This is a genomic window from Thermostichus sp. OS-CIW-30 (assembly GCF_054060215.1).
This window is the reverse complement of record NZ_JBSSCZ010000024.1, coordinates 41,264-59,336: the sequence shown is the minus strand read 5'-3', so window position 1 is coordinate 59,336 and position 18,073 is coordinate 41,264. Positions and strand designations below refer to the sequence as shown.

Sequence of the window (18,073 nt, the reverse complement as noted above, 5' to 3'; positions counted from 1 at the left end):
CGACCCGTGCATGGCACTAAACAGCGCACCCCCAAACACGCCAGCCACGCCCAGCTGGTGGAACGGGTGCATCAGGATGTTGTGCTCTGCCTGGAACACCAGCATGAAGTTGAAGGTCCCCGAAATCCCCAGGGGCATCCCATCCGAGAACGACCCCTGCCCAATCGGGTAAATCAAAAACACTGCTGTGGCCGCTGCCACGGGCGCCGAGTAAGCCACCGCAATCCAGGGCCGCATCCCCAAACGGTAGCTCAGCTCCCATTCGCGTCCCATGTAGCAGAACACCCCAATCAAAAAGTGCAGCACAATCAGCTGGTACGGACCGCCGTTGTACAGCCACTCGTCCAGTGAGGCGGCTTCCCAAATCGGGTAAAAGTGCAGGCCAATGGCTGCCGAAGAGGGCACTACAGCCCCAGAAATGATGTTGTTCCCGTACAGCAAGGAACCAGAAACGGGCTCGCGGATGCCGTCAATGTCCACCGGCGGAGCCCCAATGAAGGCGATGATAAAGCAGGTGGTGGCAGTCAGGAGGGTGGGAATCATCAGCACCCCAAACCAGCCAATGTAAAGGCGGTTATCGGTGGAGGTGACCCACTCGCAGAACTGCTCCCACACGTTGCTGGTTGAGCGACGTTGGATAACAGTAGTCATGAGGACAAACTTCCCTAAGGAAGCGCGAAGATTGACAACCTAAACTTAAAACATCCGTTAAGTTTCGTCAACTACCTGCCTCAAAAATGAGGAGGGGATCCCTTTCTCTATCGGCTGCCCCTCGGCAGAAAGAGGGCTTCTAAGGCCTGGCCGAGAGTCGGTTCCATCACCACCCGGTCTTCGTAGGCAGCGATCACCCGGGTGAGCTGAGGCAAGCGGCCCTGTTCTGCTTCGATGTAAAGGGGCTGAACATAGAGCAAAGAAGTCTCGATAGGAATGACCAGCAGCGTGCCCAGGTTCACCCGCGACCCATGCTGGTTCCAGAGGGAAATTTGCTCGGAGATTAAGGGATCCTGATTGACCCGTGCTTCCACCTGTTCCGGGCCATAGATGAGCCGTTGCTTGGAAAACTCGTACACCAGGAGCTTGCCGTAGTTTTCCCCGTCGCAGCGGGCCGCTATCCAAGCCACCATGTTCTGCTTGTTAACAGGGGCATAGGGGGAGAGGAGGACGAACTCAGGAGTGTGGTTTGCAACCCCTTGGGGATCCCTCGGCAAGGTGAGAATGAGATACTGCGGCTGCATGGGAATGCGCCGTCGATTGCGGAACTGGCCGGGGATCTGCCATTGATCCTCGCGGTTGTAGAAGAGGCGGGGATCCGTCATGTGGTAGGTGGCAAACTGCTGCGCTTGCAGGCGGAAGAGGTCTTGGGGATAGCGGATGTGTTGCCGCAGCGGCTCCGGCATTGCCTCCAGAGGCTTGAAGAGGGTGGGGTAGATGCGGGCGTAGGCTTGGATGAGGGGATCCCGAGGGTCGGCAATGTACCAATCGATGCTGCCGTTGTAGGCGTCCATCACCGCCTTGACCGAGTTGCGGATGTAGTTGAAGGGAAAGCCGGGCAGGTGCTCCGAGTAGGGGTAGCGGCTGCTGGTGGTATAGGCATCGAAAAACCAGTAGAGCTTGCCGCCTTGAATGACCAGGTAGGGATCCCGGTCGTAGAGCAAAAAGGGCATCACCCGACGGATGCGCTCGCGGATTTGGCGGCGATAGAGAAAGCGGGTGGCAGAAGATAGCTCGCGGCTGAGAAGGATGCGCAGATCGCCAAAATGCCAGGCGTAGAGAAACCGCTGCCAGAGGTGGGGAATGGGCACGCCACCGCTGCCCCGGTAGCTGCTGTACACATAGCGCTCTGCTGCAGGGTAGTCCAACTCCCGCGCCTCAGCGCCCACGAAAACATCGGTGGTGGTCAGCTCGCCATAGTAGAGGGCCGGCTGCTCCACCCGCAAGACGGAGGCCACCTCAGGGTAGCGGGGAGAAACCCGCGGCGGGATATCCGATAGGAAAAAATCCGGCAGGCCTTCAGGGGTCACCACATTCACCGGGCTGAGGGTGAGGCCATAGCCGTGGGTGTAGAAAAACCGCCGGTTAACCCAGGTTTGGGCGGCGGGGGGTACCTGGGCAAAGTCCAGCTCGCGGGCGGCATGCATAACTTGGCGCAATTCTCCCCCAATGCGGTAGCGATCCACATTCACATAGGGAAATTGGTAGTAGGGGCGGATTTCTTGCAGTTGGCGGTAGGTGGCCAATAGGGGATCCGCATCCCAGAGGCGCACGTTGCTCAGGGTGGATTGATTCTGCTGCAGGATCTCCCAGGTGAGGGCTCCCCCTTCCGGGAAGGGTTGGACTTCGACATCGGCCAGGCCAAAGCCAGCACGGGTAAAACGGATGTTGTCCTCGATGTAGGGGCGCTCCAGCTCCAGCTCGTTGGGGGTGACCAAGAAAGTTTGCACCAGTTGGGGATAAAGTTGGGTGGTTAGCAGCCCAAACCCCAGGTAGGCCCCCCAGAGGATGGCCGGCGCCAGGAGAGAGCTGGCCCAGGAAGGGCACCAGGACTTGAGGAAAGGAAGGTTGAGGCGGATCCCCTGGCGAGCCAAAGCCCAGAATCCCACCGCCGTCAGGCCTGCCACCCCGCTCATCAAGGTCGTGGCCGGCAAGGTTGCATGCACATCGGCAAAACCGGCCCCAAACACAACGCCGCGGGTGGAATAGAGCAGCTCGTAGCGATCCAGCCAATGGCCCCAAGCCCGAATGAGAAACAGGGATCCCCCCAGGATCAGCAAGTGCCGCTGGGCATAGAGAGAGAGGGCCAAGGTCAGCCGTTGCTCGGAAAGCCCCAGCTCTACCAAGTAGATGAGGACAACGGCAATCAAGGTGAGCAGCACCAGGTTGAAGCACCACTGCTGCAGCGTCTCCCAGAAAGGCAGGCTGAAGAGAAAAAAGCCGAGATCGCGGTTGAAAATGGGATCCGACTCCCCGACGGGCCCCTGGTTCAGCCAGAGCAACAGCGTGAACCAGTGATTGGAAAGAGACCAAGCAAAGAAAACACTCAAACCTGTGGCAATCGCCCAGGCCCCAGCCAAGGTTGCCCCCCGCCAGCAGGAGCAGATGTTGGATCCCGTCACCGCCAGGGCAAAGAGGAAAGCGCCCAGGCCCAGCCCCCAGCGGGCAATTACCCGCGTCCACAGCACCGGCAGGGCATTCAGCTCGGCAAACCAGGCCAGATCTACGTAGAAAGCCGCCAAGCCCGTGATGGCCAGGATCCCCAGCCCCACCCAAAGCAGCAGAAGCAATCCTCGCCGCAACCTCTGCATCGCCTCAGGATCCTCGGCTCAAAGCTGTTCTTGGTCGCGTCAGCGGTGCAGTTTCCCTTCGCCCGAGCGTTGCGGAACAACACAGGGTGCCGTAGGCATAGCCCTGTTCTAGCTGTTGCACCGCCTGCACCAAGCCTGCCGGCCCGCCGTCCACCCGCACCACCGGGATCCCCACCTGGGCCTGCACCTCTTGCCAGGTCAGATCGTCCAAAAAGCGCTCCCCATCCTTAAGGGCAATCTGAGGTAGCAGCAGCCCATCGTAGGCCGCCAAGTTTTCAACCGATTTCAAGGCATTCAAGACATCTTGGCCCGTCAGCAGCCCGGTTACCGTCAGGGTTTGTCCCCAAAATTGGCTGGCAATAGGCAAAAGATCCAACTGCAGCCCGCGGATGCGGTTCATCTGCTCCACCACAGGCTGGAAGGCTTGCTCTACGGCATTGCCCACCACCCAAAGGGCCTTCACCGGAGAGGCCAAGCCGGCAGGCAAACTCACCTGCTCAAACTGGCTCAAAAATAGGCGCAGGGATCCCACGCCATTCCCCAGTTGGGGGTAATCTTCATAGTGCTCTGCCGGGGGCAGTTCCCACCCCGCCAGCAGATACCACTCATCGGCCAGCCAGGCAAAGGTGGATCCCAATGTTTGCCGAAACCCGACCTGCAAAGTTTCCACCTGCTGGATCACTTCTCGGGCCTTGGCCGCATCGACAGGAACCAGCTCATCACCAGGGGGGCGAAAGCGCGTCAACCCCACCGGCACCACTGCTGCCGAGAGGACGGTGGGGATCCCGTCTACGGGCCGGCGAAAGGCGGCCAAGTCGAGGAGTGTGCGGGTGAGGTGATCCCCATCGTTCCAGCCTGGGCAGACCACCACCTGTGCGTGCAGTTGCAAGCGATGCTGGCGAAACCAGGCCAACTGCTCCAAAATCAGGCCAGCCCGCGGGTTTTTGAGCAAGCGGCTGCGCAGCTCCGGGTCGGTAGCATGCACTGACACGTAGAGGGGAGAAAGGCGCAGGCGAGCGATGCGCTCCCATTCGGCAGCAGGCAAGTTGGTGAGGGTGAGGTAGCTGCCGTAGAGAAAGCTGAGGCGGTAGTCGTCGTCCTTGAGGTGCAGCGTTGCCCGCATTTCCGGAGGTTGTTGGTCGATGAAGCAAAAGGGGCAAGCGTTGGCGCACTGGATCAGGCCATCGAACAGGGCTGTCTCAAACTCTAGCCCCAGATCCTCGTCGATTCCCTTCTCCAGCTCAACTGTGCGCGGGATCCCTTGGCTGTCCAAGATCTCCAGGCTTACATACTCCTCGGCGATCAGGAAGCGGTAGTCGATGAGATCGCGGGGGCGTTCGCCGTTGATGCTGACCAGGGCCTCTCCAGGTTGGATGCCCACTTCTGCTGCCAGGGATCCGGGTAAAACAGCGCTGATACGGGCGGGCTTGAGACTAGCACGAGACATAGCTAACTCATCCTCAACTGATGTGCCATTTGCCCCAGCAGGACGAAATTCTGGGTCGGGACAGCGTTGCGGAGCAATAACGAGGCTCGGTTGACTACAAACAGTTGACTACAAACAGCGGAGAATAGCCGCCTCTAGCTCGGTTTGGCTGAGATCCGTTACCACAAACACCTCTTGCACGCTGCTTCCCTTGCGGGCCACCAGCTTGTACCCGCCCCGGATCGGCACCGAAACCCGCAACTGCAACTGGGGGATCCGCCCACGGCTGCAGGACAGAGCGCCCGGCGTCACGGTTTTAATGCCGGCCTGCCGGGTCAGGCGTTCCAAAACAGGGATCAACCCTGAGATATGGGTAGAGTGGTTCCAAACCAGACGACCAGAAGGCTCAGACATGGCGGCCAAAGTGAGGAGAGGATGGGATCCCTATCCTATTCCTCCACAAATACCTGCTGCTCGTTGTGGAAAACTGGATGTCCAAAATGCCTGAAGATTCCCCGCCTGCGGTCGTGGCTCTGATCTTGGCCGGGGGCAACAGCCGCCGCATGGGATCCGACAAAGCCTTGGTGCTTTGGGATGGGATCCCCCTGCTGCGACGGGTGGCTCAGGTGGCAGCAGCCTGCGCCGACGCGGTTTACATCCTCACCCCCTGGCCGGAGCGCTATGCGCCGGTGGTGGATCCCGGTTGGCACCTCTGGCGGGAAAACGTTCCCCCCCTGGTCGGGCAAGACCCACGTGGTCGGGACAGCATTGCGGAGCAACACCGAGGCCCGCTGCTGGCCTTTCAAGAGGGGATCCGGCGGCTACAAACCTTGGCTGCTCCCCCGGAGTGGATCCTGCTGCTGGCCTGCGATCTGCCCTGCTTGCAGGAGCAGGTTCTTGGGGATTGGCGACAGCGCCTTGCCACCCTGCCCCCTCAGACGGTGGCCGCCCTGCCCAAAAGTCAGCGGGGCTGGGAGCCCCTGTGTGGCTTCTATCGCCTGGCGCAGCTAGGTTCTCTGGAGAGTTTCTTGCAGGCAGGAGGAAGATCCTTTCAGGGCTGGTTGTCCCAGGTGCCAACAGCCATCCTGCCCCTGACCGTTCCCGACAGCGGGACGGAGTCCCTTGAGAGGATGCTCACCAATTGCAACACCCCTGCAGATCTGCAGCTGGGGGGAAACCTGGGTAGGGGGTGATCCCTGGGATCGGCAAAGGGAGGGATCCCCTCATGTCACAATGGGTAAAGATTTGCTCGGTTTCTTATCTCGGCGCCGTGCTTACTTCCCTTTACTACCGCGAGATCCCTTGCCCCGATAGTGCTCAAGTGCTGCGCTGGCTACAGGAGTGTATCCCCCTGCCCCAAGGCAGCCAGAAGGTTCTTACCCCCACGGGCCTGCGCCTACAGGGATCCGGCGCTGAGCTGGCCCTTTTCTTGTGGTCGGGGCTGAACACTACCTATCTCAAGGTGTTCCAGTGGTCGGAACAGCCCTTCCCCCGCCAAGCTCGCTGGCTGGGAGAGCTGGAACAGGCCATCCAAAGCCAATTTCCCCACCGCTACCCGCAGTTGCCCCAGATCGACCTGAACCGGGGATCCATCTTCGATCAGCTTGAGCCTTTCTACCCGCAAACGGTGAAGTATTTTCGGCGGATCCCCAATGGAGAATTTGACCTGCAGCGGGTGTACTGGTGGGAAAAGCGCTGGCGGGAAGAAGTGCAACATTGCCACGCAGCCCACCGCCCTGCTCAGCCGGTCTTGTTTCGCCAGCCTGGCCCTGAGCCGGCCCCGGTGGAGTGGGATCTGGCCATCGTAGGAGGAGCGCTGGGAGCCATCTATGGAGCGGCCATGGCTCGCTTGGGCTACCGCGTGGCCTTGGTGGAGCGACTCCCTTTTGGCCGCATGAACCGCGAGTGGAACATCTCCCGGCGGGAGCTGCAAACCCTGGTGGATTTGGGCCTTTTGAGCGCCGAGCAGATGGAGAGCTTGATCCTGCGGGAATACACGGATGGGTTCAACAAGTTTTTTGACGGCAATAGCCCGGTTCGCGCTCCCGTTTTGCACACGCCGACGGTACTCAATCTGGCCATTGACGCGGAAAAGCTATTGCAGCTCTGTGGCCAAATTCTCACTTCCTGCGGGGGAGCTATCTACGAGCGCACCGAGTTTCAGCGGGCCTATGTTGGCGAACAAGGCGTCACGCTGGTTTTGAAGGATTTGCCCACCGGCGAGGAGTTTCGGCTGGGATCCCGCCTTGTGGTGGATGCTATGGGAACAGTCTCTCCCATTGCCCAGCAGCTTTACCGCCATCGGGCTTTTGATAGCGTCTGCCCCACGGTGGGGGCTACCATTGCGGGGGGGTTTGAGCCAGGGGTATGGGATCCCCAGTTTGGGGACATTCTGGCCAGCCACGGGGACATCAGCCGCGGTCGGCAACTCATTTGGGAGCTGTTCCCCGGCCCAGGCGAAGATCTTACCTTTTATCTGTTCCACTACCACCAGGTGCATCCGGAAAACCCCGGATCCCTGCTGGAACTGTACGAAGATTTTTTCACCATTCTGCCGGAATACCGCCGCTGCGACCCGGAGCGCCTGCAGTGGAAAAAAGCGACCTTCGGCTATATCCCCGGACGATTTGGCCAGCCCCGGCACCCTGTTCGCGGCAGCGGGGCGGAGTCTTCGGAACCCTTTGACCGGATACTGCTCATAGGGGATGCGGCGGCTATGCAATCGCCCCTTAGCTTTACCGGCTTTGGATCCCTGGTGCGCAACTGCCCCCGCCTGTGCGATCTGCTGGATACGGCGCTGCGCCACGACCTGCTCAGGGCTGCAGACTTAGCCCAGATCCGGGCCTACCAGGGCAACTCCGCCGTCACCTGGCTCTTCTCGCGGGGGATGATGGTGCCCACCGGCAAGGTGCTGCCCCCCGAGCGCATCAATGCCACTCTCAACAGCTTTTTCGGCATTCTCGCCACCGAGCCGCCGGAGGTGGTGGACGATTTCATCAAAGACCGGGCTGGCTGGCTGGCCTTTAACCGCATGGCCATCAAAGCTGCCCTGCAAAACCCACGGCTGCTGCTGTGGATCTGGGAGGCCGTAGGGGCCAAAGGCTTTGCCCAGTGGCTACCCACCTACCTCAGCTATACCGGCCTGGCCTTGACCTCTGCTTTGCTCAGGGGCTGGCTTCCAAATCTGCTGCGTCGCCTGCAGCCCTGGCTAGAAGCGCGTTACCCCCGCCTGTGGCTGCGCTGCCTGCAGTGGAGCTACACCCTCACCTATGGGGTAGGGCAGCCGCGCATCCAGTTTCAACTCCCCCCCACTCAAGAAAAGACCCAAGACACAATACCAACTTGGATAGGATCCCTGCAGCAGTGACATACTCCCGCACTCACGCTGATGCACAGAGGGCGGGGCTCCCCGGCGGTCTAGCTAAATGCACCGGACACCAAGGCAATAGCGCTGTCGCCGTGATCCCTCAATAAGGTCTCTATCTGCCGCTCGCGTCAGCAGGGCAGCGTTTTTTCCGGCTTGGCAGCTTGCCCAAGTTGGGTATAATCAATGCCTAATCAGAGATCGACGGCAGTTGGGAAGGGATCCCGACTTCAAACCGGTCGAGAGACTGCTGAACCCCATTTTTTGAGAACCCTTATTTTCGCAAAAAGTTAGGACTGAGCCCAGTCGCGTCAGCGTTGCGGAGCATGACTCTAGTCAATAATAAGCTCAACTATACTGAAAATAATGTATAATATGTTCAGTACGGATTACTACCAGTTGATCTTTCTGTTTACTTTCGAGTCTGCCAACATGGTAGCCAAAGCAAAGCAGAAAATTGGTAGTAAGACGACACGGAAACTGCGCTTTGGGTATTCTACTCAAAGCTTTGCGGGATACCGCCATTCTGGTTGGAAACAAACAGAATGCTATCGCTGCATAGTTGAACAGTGATGTTCAGCAGTGTTCAGCATAAATGTATCAGCAACATGGTTTACACCTTCGAGATCATCGGCATTGCCCCTGCTCTACAGTTCTTTCATCAGCAACAGAAGCTGGCCCAGCGGCCCTGTGGGGTGGAATACCTGGGTACCAGCTCCTGCACCCTCGATGCGTTGCTGGGATCCGTGGAGGAAGTGCCGGCCCGGCGCGGCTGGGACTTGGATCAGTTGGTCGACGCTGTTATCCGCTTTTGGTGCAGCAACCCCGATTTGGTGAGTTTGTGGCGCTCTCGTTTTCGCGATGCCGGGCGAGATGCGCTGTTGGTCTCGCGAGTGGGGCATATTCAATCACTGCGGCAGGAATTTGAATGGCTGCTGAAGCAGTAGGTGCCGAGCGCCACTCTCGCCACCTGGGTGGGAGAATGTGCGGTTAGCAGGTAGGCTAAGGGCAGAACTAATTTGTGAGCACCCATGAGCGACACAGTTTTCGGCAAGATTATTCGCAGGGAGATCCCTGCACAAATCGTTTACGAAGACGATAGAGCCCTGGCCTTCAAAGATATTGCCCCCCAAGCCCCTGTCCACATTTTGGTGGTGCCCAAAGAGCCCATCCCCGGCATTTCCCAGGCCAAGCCCGAACATGAGGCATTGCTGGGACATCTCCTGCTGACCGCTCAGCGGGTGGCTGCCGAGGCAGGTTTAAATAAAGGCTACCGATTGGTGATCAACGAAGGAGAAGACGGCGGGCAAACCGTCTTTCATCTCCACATTCACGTTCTGGGCGGTCGGGGGATGGGCTGGCCTCCGGGCTAAGCAATGGCTTTTCCCACCAACTGAAGCCTCTGCAGGTACAATCCTGTCATTACTGAGGACAAACGGCGGGCGGGGTCTGGGATCGATGGAGTGGCACGTAACCGATGCAGAGAGTTTGATGATCATCGACCAGGAGGTGGGCAAGCACGAGCTTTCTCCTGCTGAGTATGAGGTGGTTCGTCGGGTTATTTATGCTACCGCCGACTTTGAGTACTTGAACCTCATCCGTTTTGGTAACGAAGCCTTACAGGCTGGGGCGGCGGCCTTGGCAGCGCGTACCACCATTGTGGTCGATGAGCCGATGGTACAGGTGGGCATTGCCTGGGCTGTTCAGAACACCTTTTCCAACCCCATCTATTGCAGCAGCGAAGCGATTACCCGTCCCCAAAGGGACAAGACCCGCTCCGCTTGGGGCTTGGAAACCCTGGCCCAACGCTACCCTGAGGCGATCTTTGTGATCGGCCAATCCCAGACCGCCCTCTCCACCTTGGTGCAGCTGATTAGAAAGAAGGAGGTGGCCCCTGCTCTGGTCATCGCCACGCCGGCTGGGTTTGTGAACGTGGTGCAAGCCAAGCAGGAGCTAGCCGATTCCATGGTGCCCCACATCCGCACTGAGGGACGCAAAGGAGGCCCGGCAGTGGCTGCAGCGGTGTTGGATGGCCTGCTGGACTTGGCTTGGCACGCCTATGTACGGGTCAGCAGCGCAGACTATCCTGGCAAATCCGCGGTTTCATGACATGCTCCTTGCCCTTGGGCACCGTTCGCGGAAACAAGCCAAAACTTTGGCACTCAAAGCACATTTTTTCAGCAGTTGACTGCCCTGCCGCTGAAATCTCGCTTGGGACACCGCGCTTTATGGTCGTTTCAGTTTAGGGTGAGACGCCTGGACTACCGATCGCGCCAGCGGGACGGAGTCCTTGAAAAGCCTTCTGGCCTCGTGCATTCAATCATTCACTGTTTGAGGTGTGGGTGCAATGTCCTAGTTTGAATCGAAGTTTGAATTGAAATGACCATACACCCCTATAGTCAGTTGCTCTAGCGGTGCGGATGAGCTGGGGGCCTCGCAGCACTTTTGGGTCAAGAGTGGGTCTGCTGATCCAGATCACCCAGCCAAGGGGATCCCGAGCACCCGGCCTTCAAGTCGGCATCGGCAAGATGGGAGCTGCGCTCTCAGTCCTGCCCTTGAAAAATGGCCTGAGAGACGACTGGGTTGGGCCTATGGAAGGATCTTCCCATGCAGTGTGCCATCTTCTTTTGCTGGCTTGCCTGGGTTTTTGCGCCGGGGGCTTGGGCACAAGCTGAGCCATGTCCGGCGGTTGCCCTTCTGCCCTCTTCACTGCAGTTGTCAGAGGTGTCAGCACCTGCCTCTGCCCTCTCGACAACCCAGATGGACAAGGCAGGGATCCAAGTCAGCCCCTACCAGCGCTGGCGACAGAGGTATGCCCCCTCGGATCCCCTCTCTTCAGGTTTGAACAGCGTCCCTTATCGGCCAGCCCAGCAGGGATCCCAAAAGATTCAACAGGGAACAGAGGGGCTCCCCGCGAGGCCTGCGACCCGCCAAGGGGAACAGCTGGAGCAGATCGGGATCCGCCTGGGAGAAGACAGCCCCTTCTTCCTACATCCCAGTGGGTTGGTCTATCGGCAGTCCTATTGAATTTGTGAGTCTGTTCGCTACAGGGATCCCAGCTTCCCCAGGGAGAAGGGCTGGGAGTGAGAAATTATCTCTCACTTCTCTCTTCTCACTGCTCACTATCAGTATTAGTAATGATTCCCTACCTTGCGGTGGTGGATGGCGGTGAGGCCCTCTGGGCTGGAGACCCGACCAGCTTCCAAGGTGCTGTACACCACCCAGTGATCGCTGGTTTCCAGGCGGCTCACCACACGGCACTCCAGGTAGGCCAAAGCATCGGCCAAGATGGGGGATCCGTTGGCAGCAGGGTAGGTCTTGATCCCGGCAAAGCGGTCGGCTCCCGGTGGAAATCTCTTCAGGAAGTGGCGCATCAAGGGTTGGTAATGGCCTTCTTGCAGCACGTTTAACACGAAGGTATCTCCCACCTGCAGGAAGGATTCGATGGCCCGATCCTTGGCCACCGCAATGCTGATCCCTGGCGGATCGGTGCTGGCTTGGGCTACCCAGGAGGCGAGCATAGCGCTGGTGGCTTGCCCTTTGCGGGCAGTGATGATGTAGAGGCCATTGCTGATGCGGCCCAGGGCGCGATCCAGGTCGGCATCCAAGGCTTTCATCTGCTGAATGCTGCGATCCCGCGTCAGCCACTGCCCCAGGTCGGTACCTGCTTCTTCGGCCAGTTGCAGCAGGGCCTCGCCGGCAGGCTGCTTAAGCAGAATGGGGGCAAACACCTCTTTGGCGCCGATTTCTTGCAGTGTGTTGCGGCAGAGGTACACCGACTCGTCGTCTTCCCCCCCTGACTCGAACAGGCCAAAGCCCTGCTTGCTGTGGGCAGAGGCCAGCAGGGTTTTCAGCAGCACTTGAGTGGTGGCGGCCTCAGGCCCTGATTGGGGCGGCATGCCTATCACCACACCGGCGGCCAAGCTCATCAGCTCCCGCACCTCGTGGGCATCCACCAGCCGCAAATCTGCCAGCTCCACCTGGATGCCGGTTTTTTGGATCCCACGGGCAATGGCTTGAGCCAAGGTTTCCGCCTGGCCATAGCCGGACAGGTAGAACACTGCCACCAGGCGCTCGGCTTTGGCCTGCTCCAGGCTCCAGGTGCGATATTGCCCCACCCAGTCGGACAGGTGATGGCGCAGTAGGGGGCCGTGGCCGGTAGCAATGGCAGCGATGGGCGGCAAGGCTTCCATGCGCTTCAGGGCGGACAACACCGAGCGGGCGTTGGGCCCCATGAGGCAGTCGTAGTAGAGCTTGAAGTCGGCCTGCAACAGGTGGGGATGTTCGTCCCAGGCGAAATCGTCGCAGTAGTGCATCCCAAACACGTCGCAGGTGTAAAGGATCTGGGTGCCGTGGTCGTAGGTGAGGATGGTGTCGGGCCAGTGCAGGTTGGGGGCCGAGATGAACTCCAGAACGTGCCCTTTGCCCAGATCCAAGCGATCTCCCTGTTTCACCACCAGCCGCCGGAAGGGCCGATGCACCAGATCTTCCAGAAATTGCACCGCCACCTTGGAGGCCACCACCGTCATCTGGGGCGCCAGCTCCAGCAGATCCCCAACCAGGCCGCTGTGATCTGGCTCGGTGTGGCTGACCACCAGGTAGTCGATCTGGGCAGGATCTAGGATCCCTTGCAGGCAATCCAAGTACAACTGGCGAAACTTCTCGTGGGAGGTGTCGATGAGGGCCACCTTCTCGCCGCGAATCAAGAAGGAGTTGTAGGTGGTGCCGTTTTCCAGAGCAAATTCGATATCAAATCGATCCCGATCCCAATCTTGGGAGCGAATGGCAAGGGTGTCGGCCCCGATGGGCAGAGTTTGCAGCGTCAGATGGGGCTGGGCCAGGCGAGGTGCGACTTGAGGTGCAACTGCAGTGGTGGCCATGTTCTCTCCCTAACTTTAAGTCGGGTCACAATCCTGATCTCAATGTAACTGAATGTTTATGTTGACGGCGGATGAAGATGAGCTATGCAGGTTTGGAAATCCTTATGGAATGCTTTTAGGGATCCTTGGGTTCCTGACTATCGAAGGGGTTGGGGCTTAGAACTGCAGCAAATTGGGCCAGGGTGTGGTGCAACTGATCCAGGTTTTGGCCGGTGGTGGCGGAAACAAACAGGGCTTTGGGGTAGAGCAGGCGCACATCCTCTACCCATTCGGGATCCAGGCGGTCGATTTTGTTGAACACCAGTTGCCGGGGGCCGGTGGCCAAGGGCAGCTTGTCCAGCAAGGTTTCCACCGCCTCGATCTGTCCTTCCCAGTTGGGGTGAGACAGATCCACCACATGCAGCAGGGCATCCGCTTCCGTCACCTCTTCCAGGGTGGCTTGAAAGGCATCCACCAGTTGGTCTGGTAATTCGGTTAGGAATCCCACTGTGTCGGTCAACAGCACCGCCTGCTGGTCGGGCAGCTCCAGCCGCCGCGTGGTGGGATCCAAGGTGGCAAAGAGTTGGTCGGCCACGTAGACCTGGGCATGGGTGAGGGCATTGAGGAGGGTGGATTTGCCGGCGTTGGTGTAGCCCACCAGGGCCACCACGGGAATTTGGGATGCCTCGCGCCGTTGGCGCAGCCGCTGGCGGTGGCGGCGCAGCTCTTCCACCTCTTGCCGCAGCTTGCTGATGCGCCGCTGGATGGCCCGCCGCTCCATTTCCAGTTGGGTTTCCCCAGGGCCACGGGTGCCGATGCCCCCACCTAACCGAGACATGGTGCGACCGCGACCGGCCAGGCGAGGCAGCAAATACTGCAGTTGCGCCAGCTCCACCTGCAGCTTCCCGGCTCGGGTTCTGGCCCGCTGGGCAAAAATATCCAGGATCACCTCGCTGCGATCCACCACCCGCACCCCCACCGCCTCTTCCAAGGTGCGCACCTGGCTGGGGGTGAGTTCCCGGTCGAACACCACCAAGTTAGCGCCCAGATCCTGGACCAGCAGAGCCAGCTCTTGCACCTTACCGGATCCGATTACCGTGGCCGAATTGGGGCCTTCCCGCCTCTGCCAGAGGGCTTGCAGCACCTGTCCGCCGGCACTCTCCACCAGGCGGCTCAGCTCCGCCAACCCATCCATGAGATCCTCGTAGCTCTGCCCGGACTCCTGCAGCCCCACCAGGATGGCCCGATCCTGATCCAGATCCACCTGGCGGGCGGTCACTTGGCGCCGAAAGCCATCTTCTAGCTCCGCCACCAGCTCCTGCAGATCCTGTTCCGCCAGGATCCCCAAAGGCAGAGGCTCAGAGACCCACCAGCGGCTCTCTCCCTCCGGCAGCAGATGGGCCAGATAGGCCCGGTGAACAAAGCCCGTAGCCGCTCCTCCCCGGCGTCGGTGCCCTCCTGACTTGGACACGGAAAGGGTGATGAGGGCATCCAAACGCTGCAAAGCCATGGCCGTCAGCGCTTTTTGACCGGGGCCCCCCTCCCCCATTTGGGTGGTGATGCAGCGGATCCCGGATAGGCGCTCGGCCCCCTGGCGGGGCAATTCCCAAGCGGGAATCTGGGTTTCAAAAGGGGATCCCAGCCCCACGCGGATTACCTGGCCGCGCCGGTTGAGGTAAACGCTGATGGGCTGACCTTCCAGATCTTGGGTCAGGGATCCCAGCCGTTGGGCAAACTCCACCGTCACCAGGCGGTTGGGGGGTAGGCGCAGTTGGTAAAGCCGTTGCAGTTGCTTTTGTTGGTGGGGCTTTAACCCTTTGGCCTGTTCGGGAAAGCGTCGTGGAGCGATAGCAGAGCTGAAGCGGGGGTCGGTCTGATGGCGAGAGGTGCTAGCCCTGGGCATGGGGACGGGGAAAGACCCAAAAACAAGCTTTCATCTACCATACACGCTAGCTGCCCGCAGGAACTTGGGATCCAAAAGCAACGGCGGCAAACACTGGCCCAGTGTTGCGGGGGCAACAGTACGGCGATGTCATCAGCAACGGGTGCAACATTCAAACCAAGGTCATTCCCGAACAAAAGTAGGCGGAATACTTCCATGACCCAACCGAGGTACGCATGGGGCAGCCAAACCCAGACGATCACAGGCTTCCTGCTCGCCCATCATCTGCTCAAGGTCAACCCCAAAGATGTCAATGTGTTGGATCTGCCCAAGCGGGGATCCCTGTATTGAGCTTGCTGTCGGTGAGAGAGTTTCCAAATCGGTTGGGCAGTCAGGGATCCCTTTCGCTCCGTGTTGCCGGAATCCTGCTGCAACTCGGAGTAGCTGCATAAATCGGAAAAATCCGTAGTGCCAGCTCTTAGTTATCATAGATGCACGATTTCAACATCACCCCATTTTCTGCGCAAATATTCAGCAACTAGCCTACGATGACAGTGCTCAGGAGTAGCTTCACTACAAAGCAGACACCCTCCATCGAGAATACTTTTATCCACTTGATCTTCAATGCGACGCTCGGCCATCAGCGACAAAAACTGTCTCTCGTAGTTAGACCATTCACCACTGGCTTTGTAAGCATCGAGAATCTCTTGAGTTGGTGCAAGTTCCGGCAAATGAACATATCCAAGCTTGCAGATCTCGTGAAGAAAAAACTCTAGATCCCTCTTTTTCGTGAATCCCGCCAGTTGCGAGGTGTTATTAAGTCGAGTATCAACAACTCGAACCAGACCAGGCTGTTTTAAGCGATTAAAAAATTGCTCTGCACTTTTCTTCGTAAACCCTATCGTAAATATCTTCATGGCCTCGCGCTCCGCTCATCACTTTTTGACATTTTCTCATCTCGATAGGCGACACGCCTGCCTTGAATGAGATAGGCTTCGGCTATAAACTCTTCCCGACTTCTAAACAAGTCCCCCTCTGGAAGTTTGCAAAGGGCAAGAAGACGAGATTCTAGAGCCTCATGAGTCTCCAAAGAGCCATTGGCCAAGATGTGGTTGACCGGAATCCCACTTTGAAAAAGTTTACGCGCCACCAGCAACGATCTATGACATTCAATAGGGTCTTTCTCAGCACACATCAGTGCGATCCGATACCGACTAGAACCTTGGATCAGACGGTCGATCCCTTCGAGGAAGGCTGGCTCATTTGCCAGTCGTTCATACTGAATCCTACCCTGATCATAGCAGCTCGGATTTTCGCTACGTCCTCCCAATTCTTTGCCCAGAAAGACGTAAGCAATACCTGCTGCCGCTAAAGCACTTTTCAACTTTTCTTGTGAATATTGAGGGACGTAACGGCTATATGGACGTGAGCGAACGTCGCCAATACCGGTGATGTTGTACTGGCGCAGTAAGTCTATGAAAAAATCAATCTCGTGGTTTGAGTGACCAATCGTGTAGATCTCTGATTTCATATGAGTCGACCTGAGTAGAGAACAGCCGCTATCAGCTTGTAGTAATAGCCCAAGTAGGGATCGCTAAGGCTAACACACAGCACCGGATCGGGGATGTCATATTGACCGTCTTCGCCCATTAGGAAATCCCGTTCAATCACGGGATCGGTAACATCCATGCAGTATTTTACTCCCTTGTATACAAACTCGCCGCGTACTCTACGCTTAGAATTCGGGTATCCTGGTGCCTTGTAACCAACCAACAGACGCAAATGCTCGACCGGTACAAGGTAAAGAGAAACTCCGCTTTCTCGCCCGACACTTAACCGGTTGTTCCACCCAGCATAGCTGCTCTCGCCAGTGCCCCAGAGATTCTCAGGGTTGTCTAGCCAACTGTTGATGTCCTCCCAAGGCAGGTGGCCAACTTTTTTCCAGCGGTGCTTTGGATTGATAACGTGGTTCTCCCTCTGGTGAGGTAGTGGCTGAGGTGTATCACAAGAGACACAGAGAATATCAAGAAGTTCTGGGTCGCCACCGCTCTCGTAGTACCTCTCATGTTCAGAGACCTCATGTGACGGGCGGCTGCTGACAGGACGCACCCATTCTCCTGGCTCTCCGTTCTGCCATTCCTTGCCGGCAATACAGCGACCGGCCATTTTTCTGGAGTTGGCGAAACAGACAATCGTCTTGACGTAAGACATACAGGCTTCTGGGGCAAGGGCAAAGGCTCAATGGGAGTAATTTTCGGCTTCTTGGAAGTCCAGTAGTCAAATCCGTTCTTCAGGGCGAAAGGGGATCAAAAGGGCGCGGGGCGCTTTGGCATGGCGAGAGACCAAAATCAACGCCACAATACTGAGCAGATAGGGCAACATTAAGAAAAACTGATAGGGGATCCGGCTACCCCAAAGCTGCTGAAGGCGCAATTGCAAAGCATCAAACCCGGCAAACAGCAACGCTCCTCCTAAGGCTCGCCAGGGATCCCAAGCGGCAAAAACCACCAGGGCAATGCAAATCCACCCCCGCCCATTGACGATATTGAAGAAAAACGCATCGAACGCAGAGAGGGTTAAAAAAGCGCCGGCCACCCCCATGAGAGCGCTGCCCACCATCACCGCTCCGGTACGAACGGCATAGACCGGGATCCCCTGGGAAGCGGCAGCCTGGGGATTTTCTCCAACCATGCGCACGGCCAGGCCCAGCGGAGTTCGGTAGAGGATGTAGGCCATGAGGGGCACCAGGAGAAGGCCGAGGTAGGTGAGGGGCGGCTGGGTAAACAGGGTTTCTCCCAGAAAGGGCAGGCTGGAGAGACCCGGGATCGGCCAAGGGCTGAAGGGGACGATTTTGGGAGGAGAGGTGACCTGGGGCAGGGCCATGCGATAAACAAAATAAGCAGCATTGATGGTCAAGAGGGTAATGCCAATGCCGGTGACGTGCTGGGAAACCCCAAGGCGGACGGTCAACAGGCTGTGAATCAAGCCCACGCCGGCACCTAGGGTGGCAGCAAAGGCTACGCCCCACCACAATCCGGATCCCTGATAGACCACCAGCCAACCGGTCATGGCCCCCAGGGTCATGATCCCTTCGATGCCCAGATTGAGAACGCCGGCCCGCTCACAGAGGACTTCGCCCAAAGTGCCAAAGAGCAAGGGAGTGGCAATGCGCAGGGTGGCCACCCAGAAGCTGGTGGTGCTGATTAAGCTGATTAGACTCAGGAGTGCAGACACGGGTGC

At 58.3% G+C, this 18,073-nt stretch carries 16 protein-coding genes and 2 pseudogenes; 8 read left to right on the top strand and 10 right to left on the bottom strand.

Annotated elements, in window-relative coordinates; genetic code table 11:
- The 4 genes and pseudogenes from ACVWZF_RS10920 to ACVWZF_RS10905 form a co-directional block, all read right to left on the bottom strand.
- A pseudogene (locus tag ACVWZF_RS10920) lies at positions 1 to 651 on the bottom strand (photosystem II q(b) protein); the annotation flags it as partial.
- A gap of 107 nt (positions 652 to 758) precedes the next feature.
- Complete coding sequence (locus ACVWZF_RS10915; RefSeq protein WP_457411434.1) at positions 759 to 3,302, bottom strand: UPF0182 family membrane protein; 2,544 nt, start codon at positions 3,300 to 3,302, stop codon at positions 759 to 761.
- Positions 3,303 to 3,306: 4 nt separating this feature from the next.
- Positions 3,307 to 4,749 (bottom strand): TIGR03279 family radical SAM protein, encoded by a 1,443-nt coding sequence (locus ACVWZF_RS10910; protein WP_457411432.1) that lies wholly within the window; start codon positions 4,747 to 4,749, stop codon positions 3,307 to 3,309.
- Positions 4,750 to 4,857: 108 nt separating this feature from the next.
- On the bottom strand, positions 4,858 to 5,142 hold the full coding sequence (locus tag ACVWZF_RS10905; protein WP_011432039.1) for a DUF2103 domain-containing protein: 285 nt from the start codon (positions 5,140 to 5,142) through the stop codon (positions 4,858 to 4,860).
- A gap of 77 nt (positions 5,143 to 5,219) precedes the next feature.
- On the opposite strand from ACVWZF_RS10905, the gene ACVWZF_RS10900 reads away from it, so the two are divergent.
- The 7 genes and pseudogenes from ACVWZF_RS10900 (at position 5,220) to ACVWZF_RS10870 (ending at position 11,119) form a co-directional block, all read left to right on the top strand.
- On the top strand, positions 5,220 to 5,921 hold the full coding sequence (locus ACVWZF_RS10900) for a molybdenum cofactor guanylyltransferase (RefSeq protein ID WP_414355646.1): 702 nt from the start codon (positions 5,220 to 5,222) through the stop codon (positions 5,919 to 5,921).
- Positions 5,922 to 5,953: 32 nt separating this feature from the next.
- Complete coding sequence (locus ACVWZF_RS10895) at positions 5,954 to 8,095, top strand: FAD-dependent oxidoreductase (protein WP_457411430.1); 2,142 nt, start codon at positions 5,954 to 5,956, stop codon at positions 8,093 to 8,095.
- A 375-nt stretch (positions 8,096 to 8,470) separates the two neighbouring features.
- Positions 8,471 to 8,654 (top strand): annotated as a pseudogene (locus ACVWZF_RS10890) (hypothetical protein); the annotation flags it as partial.
- 46 nt (positions 8,655 to 8,700) lie between these two features.
- Complete coding sequence (locus tag ACVWZF_RS10885; RefSeq protein ID WP_414329426.1) at positions 8,701 to 9,039, top strand: hypothetical protein; 339 nt, start codon at positions 8,701 to 8,703, stop codon at positions 9,037 to 9,039.
- Positions 9,040 to 9,123: 84 nt separating this feature from the next.
- Positions 9,124 to 9,465: a histidine triad nucleotide-binding protein gene (locus ACVWZF_RS10880; protein ID WP_011432043.1), complete on the top strand. Its 342-nt coding sequence runs from the start codon at positions 9,124 to 9,126 to the stop codon at positions 9,463 to 9,465.
- An 85-nt stretch (positions 9,466 to 9,550) separates the two neighbouring features.
- Entirely contained in the window at positions 9,551 to 10,201 is a 651-nt protein-coding gene (locus tag ACVWZF_RS10875; protein WP_414329433.1) for a precorrin-8X methylmutase, read from the top strand.
- A gap of 498 nt (positions 10,202 to 10,699) precedes the next feature.
- Positions 10,700 to 11,119: a hypothetical protein gene (locus ACVWZF_RS10870; protein WP_457411429.1), complete on the top strand. Its 420-nt coding sequence runs from the start codon at positions 10,700 to 10,702 to the stop codon at positions 11,117 to 11,119.
- A gap of 104 nt (positions 11,120 to 11,223) precedes the next feature.
- Here ACVWZF_RS10870 and ACVWZF_RS10865 read toward each other — a convergent pair whose 3' ends face one another.
- Together ACVWZF_RS10865 and hflX are read right to left on the bottom strand one after the other, a co-directional pair.
- Complete coding sequence (locus ACVWZF_RS10865; protein ID WP_414416885.1) at positions 11,224 to 12,972, bottom strand: diflavin flavoprotein; 1,749 nt, start codon at positions 12,970 to 12,972, stop codon at positions 11,224 to 11,226.
- Positions 12,973 to 13,087: 115 nt separating this feature from the next.
- Complete coding sequence (gene hflX, locus ACVWZF_RS10860; RefSeq protein WP_457411427.1) at positions 13,088 to 14,854, bottom strand: GTPase HflX; 1,767 nt, start codon at positions 14,852 to 14,854, stop codon at positions 13,088 to 13,090.
- 195 nt (positions 14,855 to 15,049) lie between these two features.
- Here hflX and ACVWZF_RS10855 point away from each other — a divergent pair, with 195 nt between their 5' ends.
- On the top strand, positions 15,050 to 15,184 hold the full coding sequence (locus tag ACVWZF_RS10855; RefSeq protein WP_414342083.1) for a hypothetical protein: 135 nt from the start codon (positions 15,050 to 15,052) through the stop codon (positions 15,182 to 15,184).
- A 134-nt stretch (positions 15,185 to 15,318) separates the two neighbouring features.
- Here the strand turns inward: ACVWZF_RS10855 and ACVWZF_RS10850 are convergent, their stop codons facing one another.
- The 4 genes from ACVWZF_RS10850 to ACVWZF_RS10835 all read right to left on the bottom strand — a co-directional run bounded on the left by ACVWZF_RS10850 (position 15,319) and on the right by ACVWZF_RS10835 (position 18,067).
- A complete protein-coding gene (locus tag ACVWZF_RS10850; RefSeq protein ID WP_414400650.1) occupies positions 15,319 to 15,750 on the bottom strand; it encodes a DUF488 domain-containing protein in 432 nt (143 codons plus the stop codon).
- Positions 15,747 to 16,364, bottom strand: a complete 618-nt coding sequence (locus ACVWZF_RS10845) for a DUF488 domain-containing protein (RefSeq protein ID WP_011432050.1) — start codon at positions 16,362 to 16,364, stop codon at positions 15,747 to 15,749. The genes ACVWZF_RS10850 and ACVWZF_RS10845 overlap by 4 nt, the downstream gene beginning before the upstream one ends.
- A complete protein-coding gene (locus ACVWZF_RS10840; RefSeq protein ID WP_011432051.1) occupies positions 16,361 to 17,044 on the bottom strand; it encodes a dual OB domain-containing protein in 684 nt (227 codons plus the stop codon). Before ACVWZF_RS10840 ends, ACVWZF_RS10845 begins: the two co-directional genes overlap by 4 nt.
- Before the next feature lie 66 nt (positions 17,045 to 17,110).
- Positions 17,111 to 18,067, bottom strand: a complete 957-nt coding sequence (locus tag ACVWZF_RS10835; protein ID WP_457411426.1) for an ABC transporter permease — start codon at positions 18,065 to 18,067, stop codon at positions 17,111 to 17,113.
- Positions 18,068 to 18,073 lie beyond the last annotated feature (6 nt).